We start from the raw sequence: 22768 nt of genomic DNA on the forward strand, positions 1-22768 counted from the left end.
TCGGGATCGTTGTTGAGGCCATAGCGGGGGGTGCGCAAGGTGGCCACGCGGTGGGAACTCGTCGAGGACGAGCAACTGAAGACCGCGGGCTCGAAGGCTCGGCTCGCGCTGCTCACGATGGTCGTGACGGTGCTTCGCGAGCATCGGCGGCGTCAGGAAAAGGCCAGAGAGGAAGCGGATGAGTGGGCGGATCCCGGGCTGGTGTTCACCACGGCGACCGGAAACCGGATCGATCCGCGCAACGTCAATCGGTGGTGGGACAAGGTGTGTGAGCGGGCGGAGATCCCGCGCACCCGCGTTCACGACCTGCGCCACACCGCGGCGTCGCTGCTGTTCTCGGCCGGCGTCGACCTGAACGAGATCCGGGCCCTGCTGCGGCACACACGGCTGGCCACCACGGCGGACATCTACGTGGACATCCTGGACGAAGTCCGGCGCTCGACCGCCCGGAGCATGGACGACATCCTCACCCGGCTGCACCGCCCGTCAGCTACGGACAGTGACGAAAATGGCGAAGGCGATCAAGCCATGAAATCATGATCGTTTCCAACTGCAGTACGAACTGCAGTACTTGAGCCCCGGAAAGCCCAAAGCCCCGCGCCGTTTTATCGGCTGCGGGGCTCTGGTCTGCCTCAACCAGCGTGCGCTCGGAGGGACTCGAACCCCCAACCTTCTGATCCGTAGTTAGATCTGGATCTTCCGCTGGCGTCCGTGGAGGTCTGCTGCGTCCGCCGGCTTGGCGCGCTCCGTCCACGGGCATCCGCCAACGTCCGTGCTCGTCCGTCGGCTCGGCTGTCAACTTGGCTGTCATCATCCGGTGGCAAGCTGGCCCGTACCGCAGGTGCGTCAGCACTGAGCGTCCGCGGGCTTGGCTGTACCACCGCCGGTGCCCGATCGGCCCGCTGCTGGCCGTCGATCACGGAGTGTCGACAAGTACGACAACCGCAGCGCAYCGTCAGGCGCCAGAACCCTCGACGTCAATTTTATCGAGGCCGACGCCGAGGCCGCAAAGCCGACGTCGTATATTTGAAGGGGAGTCCACAAGCTTGTATCTTTCGCCGTTCGAGGCCACCGCCTTCACGAGACTGCTCGCAAGGAATGTCAGAGCCTCGTTCACAATCTTTTGYGAGGGGCGCGGGGAAAGTTCCTTCCGAATGGCGTAATGCAAATTTTCAAGGCTCATGTAGCCTTCGCCGATAGGATCTTCGTCGTTGGCCTCCTGGTAGAGAAGTGCAACAATCTTCGCTATGAGTGCGACGGAATTATGGGCGGCGTCGTAAAGTTCATCTATTTCGGCCAGGCTAATCCCGGGATGTTCAAATAGACCCTTCATGTCGAGCAGGGTCAGGGGAGTGAGTTGGTGCCTTTCAAGGATTCCTATCAACTCTTCAACCGTGAGCAGTGCAATTCCATTGTTGGCTGCCCACTCCTTAACTCGACCTTCAAAATCGGGGCCAACAACCATTCCAAAGTCTGCCTTGTGGCGCTTCTTGTGATCCTTGATTGCGTCGAACTTTACGGCATTATCGCCGATGACGCCGGTGGCGGAGGCCTTTGCGTCGATGATCGAACGATACTTGTGCATCGGCGGAAGTTCGGCTGTAACAAGTACATCTGTCTTTCCGCTGCCGCCGTGATGCTCGGCCCGGAAACCTAGCAGTTCGAAGGCTCGTGCGATGGTCTGTTCGAACTCAAGGCTGTGATCGCGCGATCTAGAGAATTGACGAAGCTCGGACCGCACGATTGAAAAAGCAGATGCGCGGTCCTCCTCAGAAGGTGGATCCACGGACGCGCGCGAGTCGCTAGGGTCGGAGCCCTCGGGAGCTTCCTCTAGAGGAAGCTCAGCTGCTAGCATCCTGCCAAGTGCAGTTATCCTATACCTGGTCCAGTCGATTCGTTCGACCAGACCGGCATCCGCCATAAAACCGAGACGGGTCCGGACCTCGGCATTCTCGATTTGCGTCAGTCCATAGGTCTCGATCGCAACGCGTACGATTTCTGTGACCGAGGTACTCGACTCAAGCAGAGGAAGTATCTCCCCCACGTAGCGGTAGCGGGAGTGGATGTATCTAACAAGATTAACCTCGCTCCCGGGTTCGAGCAGGTTCAGTGCTACCGGCGTCGCTGCGAACCTATTATAGGAGATGAGGTCAACCATCTTCATATGACGAAATGTATGCATGCTCTGAGTAAAGGAACTCTTCTTCTGGRCAAGCTGCTCCTGCGCCCGGGTGAATATTTCGTTGGTCGAGGCGCCTTCGCCAACCAGATCGACAAAAGTCCGTACGGCTTCGAGGACACTTGTCAGGCCGTCATCGGCCGCTGGGCGTCCGCGTACCTTTCTGCCGCGAGGAATGTAACCAATTAGCGTCTTGCGGGCTCGTAGTTCTTTATTTTCTAGCCCGTCGAGTGCGTCGGCTGTCATTTCATCGGCGGGTGGTAGATCGACAGGTTCGTCGGACGTCGGGGATGACTGGCCTAGGGCAACCTCCGGTCGACATAGCTCTATCTGACCCAAAAGCTCGCGCCCGCGATCTGTGAGAACAAGTCGGTTGAAACCCCATCTTTCGACGAGGCCTAGGCTCTGCATCCAATTCAGGCGGCGTTGGATCTGGTCTGGACTTGTCCAATGAAGTCCAAAACTGCGTGCCACGTCTCGAAGGTCGGCCGGCTGGACCTCCGCCTGAATATGTGGCAAGAGTTCGCCAAATAGCTTAACGTTTGCGTGAATGTATCTTGCGAGATAGAGGTCGTCGGCTGTTCTATACCAGTAGGCAGTCGGGTCGGACGGRCGCCAGCATCCCTTTTCGTCTCGATAGACGAGCGAGCTAGCGTTCAACTGTCGCGCACAGATATCATCGCACGGGTATCGTTTAGCTGAACCGTCGCCCGATATAAGGTCGAAATATTCTGTCGGCCGTTTCGGAAGCTGTCCTACTATACTTCGAAGCGCTTCGATTTGAAGATTGCTCTTTCCTGGAATATAGGCAAAAGCGTTGGACCGGTCACGCCACTTCTTGACAGTGATGAGCGGAGGAGCGGTCGCCTTCGATCCTTCAGGCTGGCTTGCGGCCTCATCGAAGGTCAGAGCTGTGACTCCGTCTGACTGATCTGCCATGGTGCCCCCGAGCATGATCTTGGAAAGATGACGAAAGGCTACCAAGAGGGTCCGACAGAGCTGGGATGGCATGCCGAGACGGCTCGGATAGCCGCGACGCGCCGGCGAGCATGGCGCGCCAGCGCCACGCGCAGCCGTCGCGCGGCGCGGTCTTGCGTCGGCGGTGACTTGATCTCAAAACGAAGATTTCGGCAACTGTGCGGTTGTCGCTCGCGTGACCCTGTCGGCGCTGGTCAGCCGGTGAGGTCGGTGTGGTGGTGGATGTCCCATCGGTAGGCGTGGCCGTCGCGGCGTAGTTCGAGCAGGTCGACGCTGGCGACGGGCAGGCTGATCGATGGCTGTTGGCGGAGTTCGGAGAGTCTGCGGATGACCTCGTCGGCGGGTGGGGTGRCATTGCAGTAGGTGACGCTGATGTGGGGTTTGAATCGGGCGGGCTCGTCGGGCACGGCCTCGGGGCCCAGGACGTCACCGATGGCGGCTCGTAGTCGCTCGCGTAGCTCGGCAATCGGCTGCCATGGGGCTGCGCGGAGGAAGGTGCCTCCGGGGTAGGCGGCGATGGGGCCCACCGTGAGGGTGAACGGTTCGATGTCGGCGCACCGCTCGTCGGCCGCTTTCCCGATCGCGGCGACGGTCTCGGCCGGTAGCTCGTCGGCGAACGCGACTCCCTGCACGGTCATGTGCAGTCCGTCGACCGGCACCGGGTCGAGGTACTCCAGGTCGGCCAGTGCGCGTTGGAAACCGGCCACGTGGTCGGTGAGGGCCTGGTGGTGGAAGACGAGATACCAGGTGAGGTAGTGCCGGTCTGGTCGCCATCCGGGGCGCCACCACCAGTGGTCGGCCATCCGCTCGGTGTGGCGGAAGGCTTCCCAGTCCTCGGCGTCTACCTGGGCTTCATGGGTGGGCGGCACGACCACTGAGGGTAGACGGATCACCCACCGTTCAGGCTGGCCGGTGGCGGTTCGCGGTCACGCGGTGGGCAGTCTCCACGCTTTGACGGCGTCGTTGACCTGGGCGATCTCGGGGACGGTTCGCCACTGCGCGGCGGTGAGCAGGAAGTCCCGGGCCCGGCGGGCGACCACTTCCGAGCGTAGATCGGCACCGACGTCGAGTGCTTCGGCAACGAGAGCCCCGGCGCGGTCAGGCTGAGGGCTGGGGCCGGCGAGATAGGTCATGCTCGCGTCGACCAGGGTGAGTGCGTGGCTGGCGGTGGAGTCGGCGGCGGCGAAGATCGGGATGGCCTGGTCGGTGAACTCGCGGGCGCGCTCGTGGGCACCGGCGGCGAGGTAGGCGGAGGCGGCGTTGCCGGCGATGCGGGACGCGGTGAACGGGTCGAACGAGAGGAAGTAGCCGACGGGGTCGGTGTCCTCGATGCGGGCGTGGGCGGTCAGGGCGCGGCTGACGGCGTCGTCGACTCCGGCGATGTCGCCGAGTTTGCCGAGGGTGCGGGCTTCGCCGCTGATGGCGAGTCGGATGCTGGCGGGGCCGCCGCGGGCGTAGCGCTGTCCGTCGCGGGCGAGGTCCAGGGCCTCGCGGTACCGGCCGCCGTAGTAGGCGATGAAGCTCTGCGTTCCGCGGACCCATGCGGCAAGGTCGTGGTGTCCGGCGGTCTTGGCAAGGCTCATGGCCTCGTTGCAGTAGGCGCGGGCGACCAGTTCGTTGCCGAGGTCGAACGCGAGATAGCCGAGTAGGCCGGAGAGTTTCCCGCCGATGGCGTACAGCTCGCGGCGCTGGTCGGGGTGCTGGTGTCCGGTCATGAGGTCGGCGACCCACCGGCGCTGTTTCAACGCGACGGGGTAGACGGTGGCGGCGTCGCTGTTCTCGTAGCGGCGGCCGACGACTTCGATGCTGGTGTCCAGCTGGTGCAGGGCGTCGTCATCGACGTTGGACGCGGCGAACTGCTGCATCCGGCGGGTGACCTCGTCCAGCTCGGCGTCGAGCGCGAGCATTGCTCCGGCGGCGAGCACGGTGYGCCGGTCCGGACTCGTCGCGCTGGCGGCGGCTTCGGGCGCGGTGGTCTCCGGGGTGGCGAGTCCGAGACGGTCGCGGGGGATGCCGAGTCCGTCGGCGAACTTCTCGTAGTTCTCGATGCTGCTGACCTGGCGCTTCCCGCGGACAATCAGGCTGATCGACGGCTGCGGGATGCCGGTCATGGCCGCTATCTGCGACTGGGACGCGCCGGTCCACTTCCGGTAGATCGTCAGCACGGATGCCATGTCGCGTGCGGTGAGGGCCTGGGCCATCTCGGGGCGGTCCCACAAGCCGGTCGGTGCGGTGGGTAGCGGGCGGCGTCGGGTCATGGCAGCTCCCATCCACGAAAGGGATGTGTGGCGTGGTGGACCGTGTACCGTCCGCCAGTCTATCCACGCTGAGTATCCATTCACATATCTATTCCGAACTGCCTGGGCGCGTCAGCGTACGTCCCGGCTGTCCCAACTCCGTGGGCTCACACCGGGTCGGGGGTGGTCGTCGGTGAGCAGGCAGGAAGGGAGAGATGGCATGACGGATGTGGCTGCAGGGCCAACAGCGGTGGTGGCGGAACCGGTGTTGTTCGGGGTGGTCCGCTTCGAGGAGGACGGTTCCGGCCGGGTGCGGGACACGGTGATCACGTTCCGGTCGGCGGAGGATGCGGAGGCGTTCGCGCGGGATCGGTGCTGGACGCGGTACCAGGTGTCTGCGCTGCGGTTCTTCGTGGAGGAGAAGCCGGCGGAGCTGGGTGACTGGATGGTGCTCGGCAACCAGTTGGATCATCTGGTGACGCGGCGGGCCCGGCGCCACCGGTGAGCGCGGACCAGGCCCGGCCGCACGGGGTGGACGTGGTCCGGGATCGGTCGCGTCCGGCGGTGGTGATGCTGCCGTGGGGTGCGGGCACGTGGGCGGTGGTGATCCAGCCGGGGTCGGATCTGGCGGATCTGCACCGGGCGTTGGCGGAGATGCCGGCGGGTCTGGAGTTCCACTCGGTGCACGGCGACGGGGACGTCATCCTCGTCTACCAGGTGCCCGCCGGGCAGGTGTCGCGGCGGGATCTGCTGCGGTTGACCGGTTCGGCGCTCGACATCCCGACGGGGTTCCCGGACCGGTCGCGGTGGATCACCCGTGAGGAGCAGCAGGCGTACCGGGCGGGGCACGCGGATGCGTTCGAGGCGATCCGGGTCTTCCTGAGCCGTCCCACCGGCGGCACCCCGGACGAAGCAGGGCCAGGCTCGGCCGATTCTCGGGGGGTCAACCGAGCCTGAACCCTCGGGCCTGTGACGGGCCGGATCTGATGGCTACCTGGCCACCGGGTCCGGCCCTTTCGCGTGCCCGGCCGGCATAGCCGAAGCCTCGGCGAGTGGGCGGAGCTGGGCGCCGATGGCGGCAACGCCGCGTTCGATGCGGAGCAGGACGTCCAGGATCTGCTGATCCACCGGCAACGGCCGTAGCGGCACCTCGTCGGGCTGCCTGCCGAGAAGGACGATCAACAGGTGGTCGTCGGCCCATCCCAACGCGCGGGAGATGGCGGCGAGCGTGGAGTCCTGGGCGCGGCGGCGGCTCGTTCCCCGTGCCAGCTCCCGCAGGGTCGCCACCGACACTCCGGACGCGGCGGCCAACGCCTGCTGGCTCGTGCGGCGTTCCCGCATCCGCGCGGTGATCTCGGCGCCGACAGCCCGCCAGTCTTCCCCTGCCGTCGTCTCACGCACCATCGTGGATCAACACCCCCGGATCGTTTGCTTACAGTCAAAGAGTAGTTCGTGCGGTGAGCTGCCCGGAAGATTGCCATGGCCGTCGGGGCGTTTTCATATCGAGGCGTTATCCCTAGGCGTATAGAAGCTTGGCGAGCGCTCGGTGAGCGGTGCATGGTGGGTGGTGCCCGACATACCCCGGATGTCCCCGGGGTGGGGCTGGCCCTTCGGAGGTTGACCATCCATGGCGGTTCCCCGGCGTATTCCCGTGCGCTTTGAGGACGTGTTCCCGGCGGGTGCTTTCGTGCTCGGTGTGGAACCGGCGAACGACTACGAGAAGGTGAAGGCGAACGCCCCCGACCCGCAGGAACGGGACCTGAACACCGGTGAGCGGGTCTGGGTGGTGCGGGTCCTCGACCCGGACCCGACGGCCCGGCAGGCGGAGCTGAAGGTGAAGGTGCCCGGTGAGGTGCAGCCGGTCCTGCCTGAGGCGATGCCGGGCACGCCGTTCCGGCCGGTGCTGTTCGAGGGGCTGACGGTCACGCCGTGGGTGGACACCAACGGCAAGTACCCCAAGCAGGGCTACGCCCTACGCGCCCTGCGGCTCCAGCAGGTCGGCGCGGCGCGGCGGACGGGGGCGGCGGCGTGACCAGCCACGACAGCAACCCGCGGCGGTCCTCCACGCACCTTGCGCTGCACATCGGCGCGGACTGGCACGCGACGTGCCACACCTACCCGAACCGGACGCCGATCCTGTCGGTCGACGCGAGTCTGTCGATGTTCAGCCTGTCCCCGGCCGGTGGCACCGTGACGGCGGATCATCTCCAGTTTGCCCGGACGCTGCGCGACGCGGTGAACACCTACCTCGTCGAATGCGAGCGCATCGCACGCGCCCAGCAGAACGAAAACCCGCCGGCAGAGAACGCGGCTTAACAACTCTTCCGCTTTCCCGTAAACCCCGAATTCCCTTTCCCGCTTTCCTCTTTCCGTGGTTTCGTGCGCTCGAAAACAGGTGGTATTGCCATGTCCAGAATCTACGGTGATCAGCGGATGCCGCGGATTCCGTCCCGGCCGGACAAGGTCCGGGTCCCGCTGTGGATGCTGCTCCTCGCGGTGGCCGGTAAGGGTCTGGTGCTGGGGGTGCGCTGGTGCTGGCGGCACCGGATCGCCGTCCCGGCCGGCCTCGGCGTGCTGGTGTTCGTCCACCGGTTCGGCCTGCCGGGCCTGGTCGGCCTGCTGGTCGGCATGGTGCTGGTGGCGGTGCTGTGGCGGCGGGTGCACCCGTTGTCGTTCGGGTGGCTGGCGCGGTGGGTGTGGGGACGGGTCCGGCTGACGGTCGTCTACCGGCGGCGGTGGCGGGCGGCGATGGTGCACACCGACCTCGCGATCCGGGTCCCCACCTCCAACGCAGACCAGGTCACCTTCGACGACTACTACCCCCGGATCCGTGCGATCCGCTCGACGCGGGCGGTGGACGTCCTGCGGGTGGAACTGCTGCCCGGTCAGACACCGGAACAGTGGGCGGAGCAGGCCGAAGCGCTGCGGCACGTGTTCCGGGCCCGCCGCTGCCAGGTCCACGCCGAAGCACACCGGTTCGTACGGCTGCACTTCCACCACCGCGACACCCTCGTCCGCCCCGTCACCCCCGGGGATCTCGACGGGTCGCGTCCCGGCGGTGCGGATCCGGACCACGGAGCCGCATCAGGTGTGCTCGTGGCGGAGCTGGGCGCGGTCCCGGTGGGCCGCTGTGAGGACGGCTCCCCGTGGACCCTGCCCATCCGCGGAACACACCTCCTCGTCGCCGGTGCGACCGGCGCGGGGAAGGGCTCGGTGCTGTGGGCGATCATCCGCGGCCTCGGCCCCGCCGTGCGTGCCGGGCTGGTGGAGCTGTGGGTCTGCGACCCCAAGGGCGGGATGGAACTGGCGTTCGGGGAACCGCTGTTCGCCCGGTTCGCGACCACCACCGGCGAGATCGCCGATCTCCTCGACGACGCCGTGGCGGTCATGCAACGGCGCACGGCCCGGCTACGGGGACGGACCCGGCTACACACCCCGACCGTCGGCGATCCGCTGATCGTGGTGGTCGTCGACGAAATCGCCTCGCTGACCGCCTACGTCACCGACCGGGAGGTGAAGAAGCGGATCGGTGCGGCGCTGCCGCTGCTGCTCTCACAGGGACGTGCCCCCGGCGTCGTGGTCCTGGCCGCGGTCCAGGACCCCCGTAAGGAGGTGCTGCCGTTTCGGGACCTGTTCCCGGTCCGGGTCGCGCTGCGCATGACCGAAACCGACCAGGCCGATCTCGTGCTCGGCTCGGGTGCCCGGGACCGGGGCGCGCGGGCGGAGGAGATCCCGCTGTCGCTGCCCGGCGTCGGCTACGTGCTGGCGGAGGGACAGCCCGAACCGGTCCGGGTCCGCGCGGCCCACATCGACGACACCGAGATCAGCCGCACCGTCTGGGCCTACCGCCCGGTGTCCGCGGCCGGCGGTGGCTGGACCCCGGACCTCGACGCCTACGCCGATGACGTTCCTGCGGACGGCGGCGATCCGACGGGATGGGGTGAGGTCGCGTGACCAGCCCAGACGGCGCCCCGGACCCGACCGGGCCGCTGCCGGCTCTGCCGGTGTGCGCCACCTGCTCCCACCTCTATGTCACCCACCGGCGGGGCCGCTGCCGTGCCACCACCGACACCCACGCCCGGTGCGGCTGGATCCGCTTCGCCGAACCCGCCCCTGCCGGCCCCGCCCGTCCGGACCTCGACGTCACGGAGGACCAGCCCGCGTGACACTCCCTCCCCCTGCCGGCCCTGACCCGGCCGTCCCTCTCGACCCCACCGCCCGTGACGATCGTGACGATCGGCCCGGCTCGCGGTTGGCACGGATGCGGATGCCGCTTGCCCGTGCGGTCGTCGAGGCGGTCGCCGTGGAGAACGGTGTGTGCGTCCGGCCCATGGCGATGCGGCGGACGAACCTCGACACCGGCGAAACCGAGATCATCCCCGTGCCGTGCGGCGCCACCCTGGCCAGCAAATGCCCGACCTGCGCGGAGAAGGCCCGGCGGCTGCGGATGGCGCAGTGCAAGGCAGGGTGGCACCTCGACGACGAACCGCTTCCCGACCCGGACCCCCCGTCCGACGACGCGAAGGTTCTTGCCGGGTTCCGCGCGGACCTCGAAGTCGCCCGGCGGGACGCTGAGCAGGACAGCGACCCGGCCGGCGTCGCCGAGATCGACGCGCTTATCGGCCAGGTGGACGACGAACTCAACGCCCTGGGCGTCCGCGGCAAAGCCGCCCCCGACAGTCGGGATCGTCCTCGTCGGGCTCGGTCGACCCGCCGGCGCCAGGACGCCCCCGGCCTGCCCCGGCTCCCCGTGGACAAGCGGACGGTCGGCCGGACGTACGAAGCTCCGGACGGCACGGCCTGGCGGCCCTCGATGTTCCTGACCCTGACCTGCGACACCTACGGACGGGTGACCTCCGACGGCACGCCCGTGGATCCGGGCTCGTACGACTACCGGCGCGCGGCCCGCGACGCGATCCACTTCCCCAAGCTCATCGACCGCTTCTGGCAGAACCTCCGCCGGGCCGTCGGCTGGGACGTCCAGTACTTCGCCGCACTCGAACCCCAACGGCGTCTCGCGCCACATCTGCACGCGGCCATCCGCGGCACCGTTCCCCGGGCCCTGCTGCGCCAGGTGGCGGCGGCGACCTACCACCAGGTCTGGTGGCCACCCTGCGACCACCCGATCTACCCGGACACCGCGCTCCCGGCCTGGTCGGACGACGCGGGCGGGTACGTCGATCYGGGCGCCGGCCTGCCGCTGCCGACCTGGGATGAGGCACTTGACGCGATCGGGGATGAGGACGAACCGTCCCACGTGGTGCGCTTCGGCCCGCAACTGAAGGCGGACGGCTTCACCGCGAGCTCGGCGCACACCGGCCGGATGATCGGCTACCTGTGCAAGTACCTGACCAAGAGCCTCGACGCCTGCCACACCGCCACCACCGACCGGCAACGGCGCCACGTCGACCGGCTCGCCGAAGCCCTGCGCTACGAACCCTGCGCACCGACCTGCGCGAACTGGCTGCGCTACGGCGTCCAGCCGAAGAACCCGAAACCGGGCCTCGTCCCTGGCCGCTGCCGGGGTAAGGCGCACCGGCGGGAGACCCTCGGCTTCGGCGGACGGCGCGTCCTGGTCAGTCGCAAGTGGTCTGGCAAGACCCTGACCGACCACAAGCACGACCGGGTGGCGTTCATCCGGGCACAGCTCGAAGCCCTCGGCCACACCGCCACCGGCCCGGCCGCACCCGACACCGACCCGGCGCGCACCGCGTGGACGCTCCTCCGGCCTGGCGACCCGGCCGCACCCCGCCGTGAACACCTGCTGTTGCAGGCCGTCGCGCAACGCCACGCCTGGCGCGCACAGCTCGACGCGGCCCGGCGCGCCGCACCCGACGAACTTCCGGCAATCGGCCCACCGGGCAGGGCACAAGCCGCCTGATCGTCCGTCCTGACCCCGTGGGAGAGAACCGTGACCAAGCTTCTCCTGACTCCGGCTGAGGCGGCCGAACTCCTCGGTGTCGGCCGGACAACGATCTACGAACTCATGAACAGCGGAGACATCCCGTCCGTGCGGATCGGACGGGCACGCCGTATTCCGTCCGCTGACCTGGTCGCCTTCGTCGACCGGCTGCGCGGCGTCGTCGAGCAGGGAGAAGCGGCATGACCCGCAAGCGGTGCCGAGCACCACCACCGCGAACCGGCCCGCAAGCAAGACGGTCCCGGCGAGTGCGCCAACACCCGACCGGGACCTGAGACCCCACCCCTGCCTACAACAGGAGCGAAGCCCTGATGAGCATCTTCTCTTCCGGCAACTTCGGCGCATGGCGCACCCCCGGCGGAGACTCTCCGCTCGTCGCGACCTACACGACCGACAGCGGCGACCACACCCTGACCATCCGGCCCGGTGCGGACGTCGGCGACCTGGCCGCGATCCTGGGCACCATGCCCGCGGACGCCGTGTTCTCGGAGCACTTCGGAGACGTCGACCTCGTCCTGATCTTCCGGCAGGACCCCGGAGTTTCGGTAGTTGTCCCGGCCGGCGCGAACCCCTCCGCGGGACCGGCGGCGGCGAGTATCCCGCGCCCGTAGCGGCTGCCCTGCCTGCCCCACCCCCATTTTTCTTCCGTTCTCTGGTGGCGTTTCAAGCTGTCGGGGTGTCGGACGTGTCCAGGGTCGGCCGTAGGCCGATCGCGTAGCGACGCGAAGCGCCCTGGACGCGGCCGGCGCCCCGACAGACCATCCCAACGCCAGAGAACGGAACCCCACTGGCACCGGGCAACGCCACCTGCGGCCCGCGCGCGCTTCCCCGTTCTTCTCTCGGCAAGGAGCCCTCTTCGCGATGCCCACCGACCACGACGAACACCTGACCATGAGCCTGCAACAGGCGCTCCGGGAACACCTCGACCGTGCCCGAGCCGGGCAGGATCCTCGCGGAGACGAGGAGATCACGGGCGAACCGATCGGCAGGAAGAGGAAGCAGAACCGCCGGGCGCAGGGTGAGGGCTCGGTCTACTGGCGGGAGGACCGTCAGCGCTGGGTGATCGAGATCGACTACGGCGTGGTGAACGGCCGGCGTAAGCGGGTGCCTCGCTACTTCAAGACGCAGGACGAGGCGATCGAGGAGCAGCGGAAGGCGCGGCAGAGCAAGGCGGACGGGCTGACGACTCTCGACCGGCGGTCGCGGTTCGCGGACTTCCTGACGTACTGGCTGGACGAGGTCGTCGACCCGTCGGAGCGGGCGGAGTCCACGAAGTCGAGCTACCGCGACATGGTCAACAACCACATCCGTCCCGCACTCGGTTCGCGTCGCCTCGTGGAGCTGAAGCATGAGGATCTTCAGCGGTTCCTGAACCGTAAGGCGGTGGACGGGTACAGCGCGTCGACGATGCGGACGCTGCGGTCGGTCCTGCGCCAGGCGCTCAACGAGGCGGTCATCACGGAGAAGATCGCCCGCAACGTCGCCGAGACGCTCCGGGTCCCGAAAGCGCGCAAGCCGAAGCGCACTGTGGCGGCACTGAGCAAGGATGACGGGCTTCGGCTGCTCGACGAAGCGAAATCCACCCGGCATTACGCGCTGTACGTGCTGCTGGCGATGGTCGGTCTACGCCGCGGGGAGGCACTGGCGCTGCGCTGGTCGGACTTCGACGAATCGGCGTCCACGCTGCGGGTGGCCCGCCAGGTGACCCGGGTGCGGGGCGTGAAGGGGCTGATCGTCGGCCCGACGAAGAGTCAGGCCGGGCAACGCACCCTCACGCTGCCTGGCCGGTGCGTCGAGGTGCTCCTGTCGCATCGGACCGCCCAGCATGCGCACCGGCAGGCCGCGGGGGAGCGGTGGAGGGAACACGGGCTGATCTTCCCGAGCACCGTCGGCACGCACCTGGAGCCGCGGGGGTTGAACACCCACCTGTCCAAGGTGTGTCAGCGTGCCGGGCTGCCGCACCTCGGTCCGCATGCGCTGCGGCACACGGCGGCGACGATGGCCTACGCGCTCGGTGTCGACTGGAAGCAGATACAGGGGATGCTCGGCCACACGATGCTGTCGACGACGATGGACATCTACGTGGACATGGTCGACACCGTGCACGGTGACGCGGCGTCCAAGCTGGACGGCTGGTTCCCGGCGGAGAAGAACGAAGATCCGGAGGACGGGACGACCGAGGCGGAGGGAGCCTGACAGGCCGTTGGCTGTCAACTAGGCTGTCAAAAGCCCAAAGCCCCGCGCCGTGTTATCGGCTGCGGGGCTCTGGTCTGCCTCAACCAGCGTGCGCTCGGAGGGACTCGAACCCCCAACCTTCTGATCCGTAGTCAGATGCTCTATCCGTTGAGCTACGAGCGCCTGCCGGTCACTCTCGCGGCCGGCTTGGCCAGCTTACAGCACACGGCACGGGACCCTCGAACCGCACCCCCGGCTTGGAGTCGTCCTGCGTCGCACCGTCCGGTGGGCTCCCGTCGCAGCCTCCAGCGCCCCGGCCGGCCGGCGCTCGGTGCGGCGATCAGACCGGAGCGCGTCCGTCCCGAGCGCGGGTGACCGGCGACCGGCGACCGGCGACCGGTCAGCGGGAGCGGGCCGGTGCGGTCAGGAGAAGGTCGGATGATCAGCGGGCGCGGGCTTTGGCCGGGCTGGGGAGCTGGTGTAGCTCGACGTCGGCCAGGGCGCCGTCCTGGATGATCGCCGTCATGAAGGTGGGATGGGGCTGCTGGCGGCGGTCGGTGGGGGAGCCGGGGTTCAGGAGGCGGAGCGGGCGGCCGCTGTCAGGGCGTGGCGTCGTGGTGTCCCAGGGGATGTGGGAGTGGCCGAAGATGATCACATCGGCGTCAGGGTGGGCGGTGGCCAGGCGGCGTTCGCGGCCGGTGGCGGGCCCGGTCTCGTGGACGACCACGAGGTGCAGTCTGTCGAGGGTGGCCCGGGCGACCTCGGGGAGGGCTGCCCGGAGGTCAGGTCCGTCGTTGTTGCCGTAGCAGCCGATGAGCCTGCGGGAGCGTTCCGTGAGTTGGTGCAGCAGGTCCGTACCGATCCAGTCGCCGGCGTGCAGGACGACGTCCGCCTCCTCGACCGCGGACCAGACTGCTTCGGGCAGGTCGCGGGCGCGCGCTGGGATGTGGGTGTCGGCCACGATGACGAGACGCATTCCACCAGTGTCGGCCGGGTGCGGCCGGCGGTCAGTCCTCAGGGTCGGTGGGGCCGGTGGCCCGGTGTCGGTCGTCAGTGGCGGCGGCGACGAAAGCCGGGCAGCAGTTCCTGGACGAGTGCGTCTGTTTCCGGTTCGAAGCCCCGAGCCCGCCGGCCCTGCTGACCGGCCTGACCAGGCTGGGCCGGCTGACCCGGCTGGGCCGGAGTGGCTGGCTGGGCCGCGACGGTGCGATAGAGCTCGGCGGCGACGGCTTCAAGGGTTCGGCGGTCGCCTCGGGCGGCGACGGTGCGCAGCAGGTCACGCCACAGCGCCTCTGCGTCCGGGATGGCGCGCAGGCCGGTGCGGCACGCGGCCATCGCCGTGATCGTGTCGCCGTAGTCCAGGGTGCGGGCGGCGAGCTGGTGCGCCGCGTCGACGACGGCTTCCCGCATGGTGCGTTCGACGGGCGTCGACCAGACCCACGGGTACCGGCCGTCGGGCAGGTCTGACCACAGGGGTCCGCTGATGAGGTTCAGCGCGTCGCGCAGGTCGGACTGCGGGTCGCTGGCGTCGTCAGGCCGGGCGGCGCGGTGGACGTAGGCCACAAAGAGTTCCCAGTCGCAGCGGACGTCGGCGCTGAGCACCCAGAGCCCGTCGGGGCCGGGCTGCAGACGGGGCCGGCCGTCGGCGTCGACGCCCAGCCAGCTTCGGGCGGCGATGAGTAGCGCCTGCGCGCCCGCGGCCGGTCCGCCCGCCGGGTCGGCCGGGTCCGACAGGTCAAGATCGAGGATCGTGGCCAGTTCTTCGGGGTACACGCCGTCCCGGTGCAGGGAGAGGAAGACGACCACCTCGGTGAGAAGGTCGGCCTGCTCAGACGCCAGCGGACCGGACGCGCTGACGGAGGGATGGCCGAGTACCCGCACCTCCGCCTCGGTGGGGCCGGCCGGGTGCGGCTCGAGTCGCGGCAGAGTCGCCAGGACGTCCTCCGCCGGACGGCCGGTTGCTGGATGGTCGTACCCGGGGTGCGCGTCGCCTGGATGGTCCGGCGATGGTCCCGCCGCGGGGGTGGGTGCCGGCGCGTAGGCCTGGTCCGGCGCATAGACCTGGTCGGTTCCGTAGTCCTGTCCGTAGTCCTGTTCGGGGGCGTAGCGCCGTTCGGGCTCGTAGGACGGGTCTGGTTCGTAGCTCGCCTCGGAGCCGTAAGCCTGGTCATGCTCGTATGCCGGGTCGGGTTGGTGGGTCTGCGCGGGCTGGTAGGCCTCGGGTCCGTAGCCCTGGTCGGGAGCGTAGGCGGGTGCCTGCGTCGGCGGCTGGTGGTGCGGCGGGATCTCGTTCGGCGGTGGCAGTGGTGGTGGTGGTGGGTAACTGCCACCCCAGGCGACGTAGTCGTCCGTGCGGGACTCCGTGACGTCCTGGTACTCCTCCGGCCAGTGCGCCGCCCTCTCCTGCTGGACGGGTTCGGCCGGCTGGTTCCACCCGCCCGGTGCCTGGCCGCCCGGTGCCTGGCCGCCCGGCGGTTGGCCGGTCGGCGGTTGGTCCGTTTGGTCTTCGCTGGGCGAAACAGGGTTCTGACTGTGGGAGGGCGGGACCAGCAGAGTCCGCGGGACTCTGGGAACGTCCGTCGGGCGCAGGGGCGGTCCGTCCGGACGAGCCAGGTAGGCGGGCGGCGGATTCGGAGCGGCTGGTCGCGAGGCAGGATCTGGCCGGGCGGGCGATCCGGGCGGCGGCGTCCACGGCACGACGCCGGGTATCGACCCGGAAACCCGGGGCGGACGGGTGCCCTCCGGGCTGCCTGCTTCCACCGGCGTCGGTTGCCCCGGTGGCGGGGTCTCGTGGGGGGAGGCAGGGGCGCCGTCCGCCTCGCGCGGGGAGACAGATCCGGGGGAGACAGGTCCGGTTGACGGGGCCGGTGGTGCGGTTGGCCGAGTGGCGTGGGCCGGACTGGCGGCACCGGACAACGGCGGCGCCGGGGGCCGCGGGGGCGGTGGGGGTGGCAACGCGGACGGTGTGGGCTGGCGCAGGGGACCAGTGGCGTGCCGGGGATCGGCAGGTCCGGCCGCTGTCTGCCCCGGCACGGGCTGCTCGGACGTCTGTGGGTAGATGCCCGTGCGGACCATCGGGCCGGTCTGGTCCGGGGGAGTGGTCCTGGCCCAGGGCTGGTGCTGTGGCGTCGGCCGGGCGCCGGTCTCGATGCGGAACATCGCGAGTACCGCCGCGTACTCGGCTGCGGCGAGGGTCTGGGCGTTGACCTCGACGCCGAGGACGCCGAGCGACATCCGGGCGTCAGGGCTGACGGCGAAGCGCCAGCGGGCCGCCGGACTGTCACCGACCAGCAGGACACCGACCGTGCCGTCGCGGCCGCCGGCGAGTCCAGCCAGCCGTTCGGCGTCGGCGGACGCGGGCGGGCCGGCCAGGACCAGCAGGTCAGGTGACCACAGGGCCTGCGCGTGCGCGGCCTGACGCCCTCGCAGCGCGGCGCCCGGCTCGTTGCCCCAGGCGGTGTCCCGGGGCTCGCGGGCCTCCAGTTCGTCCAGGACGTCGGCGAGGCTCGGCGACGTCCGCAGTCGCCCGGGGGCGATGGGGCTGGGATCGTCCGCGAAGCCGACGAGGCAGACACGCAGGTCGTCGGACCAGATGTTGGTCGCCAGCTCCACCGCGACGGAGATGGCCACCTCGCTGGCCACAGCCGGATCTCCGGTGAGTGCGATCATGCCAGGTGCGCCCTCGAGATCGACGAGGATGCGGCAGCCGGTGTCGTCCCGTCCGACGGTGACCAGGCCGGGGTAGGGGGCGGGGACGTCCGCCGACAGGCTGGCGCTGGCTTCGAACGGGAGCCCGTCCGGCGCGTCCGGGTTCCGCTCGATACGCCACGAACCGGGGTTGTTGCCGACCCGCCAGGGCGCCGGTGGCGGCTCGCTGACAGCCGGCGCCATGTGCAGGACGAGGGCGGAGTCGGTGAGGATCGCGGCGTACACGGGCGGCAGCGCCCGGCCGCGTGCGGTGAGGCCGGCGGACAGCAGCCGCAGCGAACGGTCGACGAAGCGGGCCGACGGCAGATCCGCAGCGAGTCGCAGGGCGTGCTCGATCTCAGCGGAGAACGGGTCCGCGTTGGACTCGCCGGATCTGCGCCTGGTCAGCGCGGTGAGGACGCCGGCGGCGAGCAGCGCTGCCCCGGCGATTCCTCGCCCGCCGCCGATCCGGCCCGCCCCGTGGCCCGGTGCCGCGTGAGGCCCGCCGTCGTAGCCGGGGGGAGCCCCGGCCGTGCTGGCCGCGTGGCCTGCCCTGACGCCGCCGGGCATGTCCGGAGCGCCACTGCCGGTGGTCGGCCCGGAACCGGGCCAGCCGCCGGCACCCGGCGCGCCCGGCTGGCCGCCCGCCGGCCCCTGCCAGCCTGCCGCTTCTCCCCACGCCGCATCCGCGACACCTGTGTTGCCCGCCCTCGCTCCGGTCGCGCTCGCCCCGCTCGCCCCGGTCGTGCCCGTCGTGCCCGTCGTTCCGGCGCCCCAGGCACCGGGTGCGCTCGGTCCGGCCGGTTTACCGGCGGTGCCCGGCGCCGTGGCGCCGGCGGGGTACCCGTGGCCGGGTGGGCCCGGACGCTGGTTGGCGAAGTGTGCGTGGACCTCCTGGACCCACGACCCCTCGCGGTGCGGCACCCGGATCGTGCGGACCTCCTCGCCCGCCGCGTCCGGGGGCAACAACAGCACCCAGCCCGGGGCGACGAGCGACGGCCGGGTGAGGACCTGTCCGTCCGGCTGGACCCGGCCCTCGTTCAGGGCGAAGATCTCGCGGTAACGGAGGCTGTCGCCGAGCAGACGCTGCGCGATCGCCCACAGGGTGTCGTGCTGACGGCCGTCTGCCGGCCTGACCTCGCAGAACCTGACGTCCACACCGTCGGGGAAGAGATCGGCCGGGCTCTCCTCACCGGCGGTCAGCTCACGAAGCGCGGAAGCCTGTTCGTCCCAGCGGTAGCGCCGCACCCGGGCGGTCGCCGGATCCCCGGCGTCGTCCGCGGCGGAACCCGCCCCCGCAGCAGGCGCCGCCGTCGCCGCGGATCCTGCTCCTGCGGGTGAACCCGCTCTCACCGCGGGAACCGGAAGCCCGGACGCGCCCGACCGCGCGATGGTCTGGCCGGTCTGACTGGTCTGGCCGGTCTGGCCGGCTTCCGCGGTCTGGCCGCGGCTCGTCTGCGCGGCGGTGAGCCCGCGGGCGAGGCGTGAGATCGCGGCGGGGTCTGATCGGCGCAGCGGCCCGGTGACCGACCCGGCGGGCGACGGGCGGGGGGGACGGCCGTCTCCGGCCAGCGGTGCGCCCCGCCCGGCGCCGGGACCAGGTGTCCCGGCGGGGGGCAGGGCGGGAGCCGCCCGCCCTGCTGTCCGGCCGCTCCGGTGGGTGGTGCCACCGCCGGCCCGCCCGGCGCCGTGGGTGCGCTGGCCGGCGGGGGTGCGGCCCGCAGGCAGCTGCCCGGTGCCCGGCCGGACCACTGCGCCGCCACGGCCGGACGGATCGGGCGCACCCGACGAGCCGGGTGAGCGCGACGAACCGGTACGCCGGGACGGCGGGGCGCTGCCCCGGCTCCGGGCCGAAGGCGAGGCGGCGGACGAGGGGGACTGCACCGAGGTGAACTGCAGCGTGTCGCCGACCAGCCGGCGGGCCAGGAGCTGGCTGCCGCCGCCGAAGGGGATACGCGGCGCGAGCCCCGTCTCCCGGCGCTCGGCCCGCCATTCGGCGATGACACACACCACGAAATGGGCCCAGAGCAGCCAGGCCGCCAGCACCATGATCCGCAGGATCTTGGGTGCGCCGAAGTCGCCGGTGAACGCGCCCGAGTCGCCGAAGGCGGCGGACAGCGGGGTACCGCTGAGAACGAGTAGGAGGACGGGAACGCCGACTCCGAGTGCCAGCAACAGCACGACACCCGAACCGCCGCCCCGGCGCGCACCGTTGCCCGCGGTCGGTCGTGAATTGCCCGTCTGGCTCACACTGTCACAGTCCACCACGAGTGGGCTCACTACAGGTCATTTTTCGATCTGTCGGTCGAGGGGTTCACACGAATGACACACGCTTGCTGACTGTCACGACCAGGACAGGGCGACCGTTTGCTGGCCGCCGGCATGTCGGGGCGTCTCCCGGGTGCGCAGGGGCGGCGCGCACGTCAGCTGCGGCTTCCGGTCTCGCCTCGCGACCCCGCGTCCGCTTTGCGCCTGTTTAGGACGGTTGTGCATACCTTTGCCAGCTGGGTCGTTTGAAGCGTGGAGCCGACCACGACGTGCTGAAGTGCCAATCAGTACAGGTGCGTGTTCGGGGCGTCATGCCCGAGCGCCCATCGGGCCAGCGCGAGTCAGACCGGAGCAGAGGACGACCAGGGGTGCAGAGGCATGCAGGGGGGCGGCAGCGCAGACCTCACCGGTTCACCATCACGGTGCCGGACAGCTGGTTCGTACTGGACACCCAGACCGCCCGCAGCGCGAGCGCCATCGCCCGCATGGTGACCGCCCGAGCGCATGATCATCCCGTTCTGGCCGGCCAGGAGCCGTCGATCGCCCGGATCCTGCGGGACGTCGCCGCCCGCGCCGACCGGCACGGAGCCGCCTACTGCGCGGTCATGGTCGAGGACGTCCGCGGCGACGSCCTGTCCGCCTGGGTCATGGTGTGCCTGCGTCCGACGAGTCAGCACATACCCGACCTGCCTCGGCAGGAACGCCCCGCGGCGGCCGATCGGCCGGCTCAGGCCGCCAGGACCGCCCGGGAGGCCCGGGAGGCCCGGGAGGCCCTGGCCACGCAGGATGGCCGGGCGCGCCGGGCGGGCCCGGCAGATCGGCCGGACCATCCGGACCATCCGGATCTGCGCCGCTGGCGCCGTGTGGGCGCCGTCCACCTCCCTGCGGCCGGACTCGCGACGCGGACTGTCCGGGTCGAGCCGCAGCGGTCGACGGACGGCGAGGAGACCTTCCAACTGGTGATGCGCACGACCGTGCCGGTGCCCGGAGTCGACCGCGTCGCGGTGATCGCCTGCACCAGCCCCAACACCGCGCTGGCGGTGGCGCTGCACGATCTGTTCGACGCGGTGACCGCGACCTTCGGTTTCGTCCACGAACAGCCCTGACCGTTCAGCCTGCCTCGTTCAGCCGGTCCCTTTCGGCGGGCAGTTCTCCGGCGGGCCCTGTCAGCGGGCGTAGTACTCGACGACGAGCTGCTCGTCGCAGACCACCGGAATCTCCGGCCGGGTCGGTCGCCGGTTGAGGACCGCGACCAGTGTGCCGCGATCGACGTCGAGGTAGGTGGGCGGTGGAGCCCCGCCCGGCTGGCTCTCGGCGACGATCCGGAACGGCGCCATGGTGCGGCTGCGGATGGTGACGGAGACGACATCGCCGGGCTRCACGCGGTAGCCGGGCCGGTCCACCCGGCCGCCGTTCACCAGGATGTGGCGGTGGCTGACGAACTGGCGGGCCTGATAGATCGTCTTGGCGAAGCCGGCGCGCAGAACGACGGCGTCCAGGCGGGTCTCGAGGTCCTCGATCAGCAGGTGGCCGGTCCGCCCGTTCCCGCGGTCTGCCTGGTCGAACGCCCGCCGCAGCTGCTTCTCGCTGATGTGGTACTGGAAGYGCAACCGCTGCTTCTCCCGCAGCCGCTCCTTGTAGGGCGACATGGTCTTGCGGCCCCGGCCATGCGGGCCCGGCGGGTACGGACGGTTCTCGAAGTAGCGGGCCGCCTTGTCGGTGAGCGGCAGGCCGATGCTGCGGCTCAGTTTTGCTACCGGCTTGTGGCGCACACGTTCCTCCTTTAGGTTAGGTGTCCTTAAATAAGGCGAACCTAACCATAGTGGATCGAGCGGTGGAGGAGCAGGTGGCCGACGGCACGATCGATGGGCCCGGGGCGACGGACGCGGCGTGGGCGCCCGACGTCCCGGACGTCCGGGCGGCAATCAGACAGGCGGCCCGCGAGCTGCTCCGCGCGGCTCCGTACGGAAGCCTCGTCCTGTGGGGCGGGCGACTCGTCCATGGCCTGCGCTTCGCCTCCATAGCCCCGGCGCCGACCGGGCCCGCGCCGGCCGGCTGCACCCCGGTGGTGCCGGGCCTGTTCGAGCAGCTGGACGTCGGTGCGTCCGCCCGGCTCGTGATGCTGGCTCCGTTCCCGGTCGGGCGGCTTCTCGGTACCGAGGACCAGGCCTGCCGGTTCCAGGTCTGCGGCGCCGTGGCGGCCGACGGCTGCGAGTGGGTGTCGGTCGCCCTGGCCGGCTGGGTGGCGCGGGTTCCCGACGAGTCCGTCTCCGAGCTGGCGCTTGCCTTCACCGAGCGGCACCCCACTCCCGATCTGCTCGATCTGGGGAGCGCCTGGATGCTGCTGGAGATCGACCTCGCGGAGGCCACAGTCCGGACGCGTTCCGGCTGCATCCGGCTGGACACCGACGACGCGCTGGACCTCCTTCATGATCGCCGTCAGGGTCCGGGTCGCGGCCTCGACCGCGAACGAGACTCCGAGGCCGGCGGCCGCCGCCATGCCGACCGCAGCGACCTCCGCGCTCGGGAAGACAGCCGCGGAGGTTTCCGGGCTCAGGACTCGGAGCGGGACCCCAAGCCCGTGGCCGGCCCGGGGGGCACACCCGAGCCCGGCAACGAGGCGCGGTGGTGACGGCGACCGGCGCCGCCGGCGACTACTAACCGGCCGCCTGGATGTCCGCCTGGATCTCCGCCAGACGGACCCGCAGTCGGTCGAGCTGGCTGTGCAGATCCGTCAGGGTGCGCTCGTAGGTAGGCCACACCGAGCTTCGGAACTCGGAYGCGGTCCGGCCGTCCCAGTTATCCGCGTCCAGCAGGGTCCGGGCGGTCGCACGCAGCCCGTCGAAGTGGGTCACCAGCGGACCGTTGATGATGCCCGCGAGCTCGTCGACCGCGGTCGACGCCTGGGGCGTCGCGCGCACGGTCACACCTGAACCTGTCGTCATCGCATCCTCCGGGGCAGGGGGGATTCGCCGCAGGACACGGATGCGCCCTGCGGCTGGGAGAGAAGTGGCGCCGGGTGCGGCGTCGGGACGAAACGGCTGGCGGGTCAGCTGCCGGCGAGGGCGGTCCGCTGGTTGACCTCGGTGACGACGCGGGAGAGCTCGGCCAGGTTCGTCTGGAGCGCGGACAGCGTGTTCTGCACCTCGGGCCAGATCTGGGTGCGGAACAGGTGGGCCTTCGGCCCCTCCCAGTTCGTCGGATCGGCGAGGGCGTTGCCGCGGGCGACGAGGTTGGCCGTCGTCGTCTGGAGATCGCTGAGCTGATGGCTCATCTGGCCGGCGGCGCTCTGGGCCGCGGGTGTGGTGACCGTGCGCATGGTGT

General features: G+C 69.9%; 22 protein-coding genes and 1 tRNA gene. 13 read left to right on the plus strand and 10 right to left on the minus strand.

What is annotated here, in order from left to right; genetic code table 11:
* Positions 1-39: 39 nt before the first annotated feature.
* Complete coding sequence (locus CC117_RS11355; protein ID WP_241830022.1) at positions 40-540, plus strand: tyrosine-type recombinase/integrase; 501 nt, start codon at positions 40-42, stop codon at positions 538-540.
* Positions 541-955: 415 nt separating this feature from the next.
* Here the strand turns inward: CC117_RS11355 and CC117_RS34570 are convergent, their stop codons facing one another.
* From CC117_RS34570 to CC117_RS11365, 3 genes are all read right to left on the minus strand, one after another.
* The gene (locus CC117_RS34570) at positions 956-3118 is read right to left on the minus strand and encodes a restriction endonuclease (protein WP_157905398.1); all 2163 of its coding nucleotides are present in this window, start codon (positions 3116-3118) and stop codon (positions 956-958) included.
* 233 nt (positions 3119-3351) lie between these two features.
* Positions 3352-4050, minus strand: a complete 699-nt coding sequence (locus CC117_RS11360) for a 2'-5' RNA ligase family protein (protein ID WP_241830023.1) — start codon at positions 4048-4050, stop codon at positions 3352-3354.
* Between the two features lie 33 nt (positions 4051-4083).
* Positions 4084-5415: a helix-turn-helix domain-containing protein gene (locus CC117_RS11365; protein ID WP_071083700.1), complete on the minus strand. Its 1332-nt coding sequence runs from the start codon at positions 5413-5415 to the stop codon at positions 4084-4086.
* A 199-nt stretch (positions 5416-5614) separates the two neighbouring features.
* Between CC117_RS11365 and CC117_RS11370 the strand changes: the two genes are divergently transcribed.
* Together CC117_RS11370 and CC117_RS11375 are read left to right on the plus strand one after the other, a co-directional pair.
* Entirely contained in the window at positions 5615-5899 is a 285-nt protein-coding gene (locus tag CC117_RS11370) for a hypothetical protein (protein ID WP_071083701.1), read from the plus strand.
* On the plus strand, positions 5896-6351 hold the full coding sequence (locus tag CC117_RS11375) for a hypothetical protein (RefSeq protein ID WP_071083702.1): 456 nt from the start codon (positions 5896-5898) through the stop codon (positions 6349-6351). Before CC117_RS11370 ends, CC117_RS11375 begins: the two co-directional genes overlap by 4 nt.
* Positions 6352-6384: 33 nt before the next feature.
* On the opposite strand, the gene CC117_RS11380 is transcribed toward CC117_RS11375, so the two are convergent.
* Positions 6385-6798 (minus strand): helix-turn-helix domain-containing protein, encoded by a 414-nt coding sequence (locus tag CC117_RS11380; protein ID WP_071083703.1) that lies wholly within the window; start codon positions 6796-6798, stop codon positions 6385-6387.
* Between the two features lie 223 nt (positions 6799-7021).
* On the opposite strand from CC117_RS11380, the gene CC117_RS11385 reads away from it, so the two are divergent.
* The 8 genes from CC117_RS11385 (at position 7022) to CC117_RS11420 (ending at position 13510) form a co-directional block, all read left to right on the plus strand.
* Positions 7022-7426 carry a plasmid replication, integration and excision activator gene (locus CC117_RS11385; RefSeq protein ID WP_071083704.1) on the plus strand — a complete coding sequence of 135 codons (405 nt, stop codon included), beginning with the start codon at positions 7022-7024 and terminating at the stop codon, positions 7424-7426.
* Entirely contained in the window at positions 7423-7710 is a 288-nt protein-coding gene (locus CC117_RS11390) for a hypothetical protein (protein ID WP_071083705.1), read from the plus strand. Before CC117_RS11385 ends, CC117_RS11390 begins: the two co-directional genes overlap by 4 nt.
* A gap of 90 nt (positions 7711-7800) precedes the next feature.
* Complete coding sequence (locus CC117_RS11395; RefSeq protein WP_071083706.1) at positions 7801-9348, plus strand: FtsK/SpoIIIE domain-containing protein; 1548 nt, start codon at positions 7801-7803, stop codon at positions 9346-9348.
* Positions 9345-9560: a hypothetical protein gene (locus CC117_RS11400; protein WP_071083707.1), complete on the plus strand. Its 216-nt coding sequence runs from the start codon at positions 9345-9347 to the stop codon at positions 9558-9560. The genes CC117_RS11395 and CC117_RS11400 overlap by 4 nt, the downstream gene beginning before the upstream one ends.
* Complete coding sequence (locus CC117_RS11405) at positions 9557-11275, plus strand: replication initiator (protein ID WP_071083708.1); 1719 nt, start codon at positions 9557-9559, stop codon at positions 11273-11275. The genes CC117_RS11400 and CC117_RS11405 overlap by 4 nt, the downstream gene beginning before the upstream one ends.
* A 30-nt stretch (positions 11276-11305) precedes the next feature.
* Complete coding sequence (locus CC117_RS11410; RefSeq protein ID WP_071083709.1) at positions 11306-11500, plus strand: helix-turn-helix domain-containing protein; 195 nt, start codon at positions 11306-11308, stop codon at positions 11498-11500.
* Positions 11501-11625: 125 nt separating this feature from the next.
* Positions 11626-11925 (plus strand): hypothetical protein, encoded by a 300-nt coding sequence (locus tag CC117_RS11415; RefSeq protein ID WP_071083710.1) that lies wholly within the window; start codon positions 11626-11628, stop codon positions 11923-11925.
* A 250-nt stretch (positions 11926-12175) separates the two neighbouring features.
* Entirely contained in the window at positions 12176-13510 is a 1335-nt protein-coding gene (locus tag CC117_RS11420) for a tyrosine-type recombinase/integrase (RefSeq protein ID WP_241830025.1), read from the plus strand.
* A gap of 89 nt (positions 13511-13599) precedes the next feature.
* Here CC117_RS11420 and CC117_RS11425 read toward each other — a convergent pair.
* From CC117_RS11425 to CC117_RS11435, 3 genes are all read right to left on the minus strand, one after another.
* Positions 13600-13672, minus strand: a tRNA-Arg gene (locus CC117_RS11425).
* Between the two features lie 259 nt (positions 13673-13931).
* Positions 13932-14465, minus strand: a complete 534-nt coding sequence (locus CC117_RS11430; protein WP_071083711.1) for a metallophosphoesterase family protein — start codon at positions 14463-14465, stop codon at positions 13932-13934.
* 74 nt (positions 14466-14539) lie between these two features.
* Positions 14540-19456: a BTAD domain-containing putative transcriptional regulator gene (locus CC117_RS11435; protein ID WP_071083712.1), complete on the minus strand. Its 4917-nt coding sequence runs from the start codon at positions 19454-19456 to the stop codon at positions 14540-14542.
* A 356-nt stretch (positions 19457-19812) separates the two neighbouring features.
* Here CC117_RS11435 and CC117_RS37415 point away from each other — a divergent pair, with 356 nt between their 5' ends.
* Positions 19813-20550 carry a hypothetical protein gene (locus CC117_RS37415; RefSeq protein WP_071083713.1) on the plus strand — a complete coding sequence of 246 codons (738 nt, stop codon included), beginning with the start codon at positions 19813-19815 and terminating at the stop codon, positions 20548-20550.
* A gap of 60 nt (positions 20551-20610) precedes the next feature.
* On the opposite strand, the gene rpsD is transcribed toward CC117_RS37415, so the two are convergent.
* Entirely contained in the window at positions 20611-21216 is a 606-nt protein-coding gene (rpsD, locus tag CC117_RS11445) for a 30S ribosomal protein S4 (protein ID WP_071083714.1), read from the minus strand.
* A gap of 62 nt (positions 21217-21278) precedes the next feature.
* Here rpsD and CC117_RS11450 point away from each other — a divergent pair, with 62 nt between their 5' ends.
* Complete coding sequence (locus tag CC117_RS11450; RefSeq protein WP_071083715.1) at positions 21279-22076, plus strand: hypothetical protein; 798 nt, start codon at positions 21279-21281, stop codon at positions 22074-22076.
* A gap of 25 nt (positions 22077-22101) precedes the next feature.
* On the opposite strand, the gene CC117_RS11455 is transcribed toward CC117_RS11450, so the two are convergent.
* Both CC117_RS11455 and CC117_RS11460 read right to left on the minus strand, forming a co-directional pair.
* Positions 22102-22389, minus strand: coding sequence for a hypothetical protein (locus CC117_RS11455; protein WP_071083716.1), 288 nt, complete (start codon positions 22387-22389; stop codon positions 22102-22104).
* A gap of 104 nt (positions 22390-22493) precedes the next feature.
* On the minus strand, positions 22494-22763 hold the full coding sequence (locus CC117_RS11460) for a pyrophosphorylase (protein WP_071083717.1): 270 nt from the start codon (positions 22761-22763) through the stop codon (positions 22494-22496).
* Positions 22764-22768: the final 5 nt, after the last annotated feature.

The sequence above is a fragment of the Parafrankia colletiae genome, from assembly GCF_001854655.1.
GTDB classification, from domain to species: Bacteria; Actinomycetota; Actinomycetes; order Frankiales; family Frankiaceae; genus Parafrankia; species Parafrankia colletiae.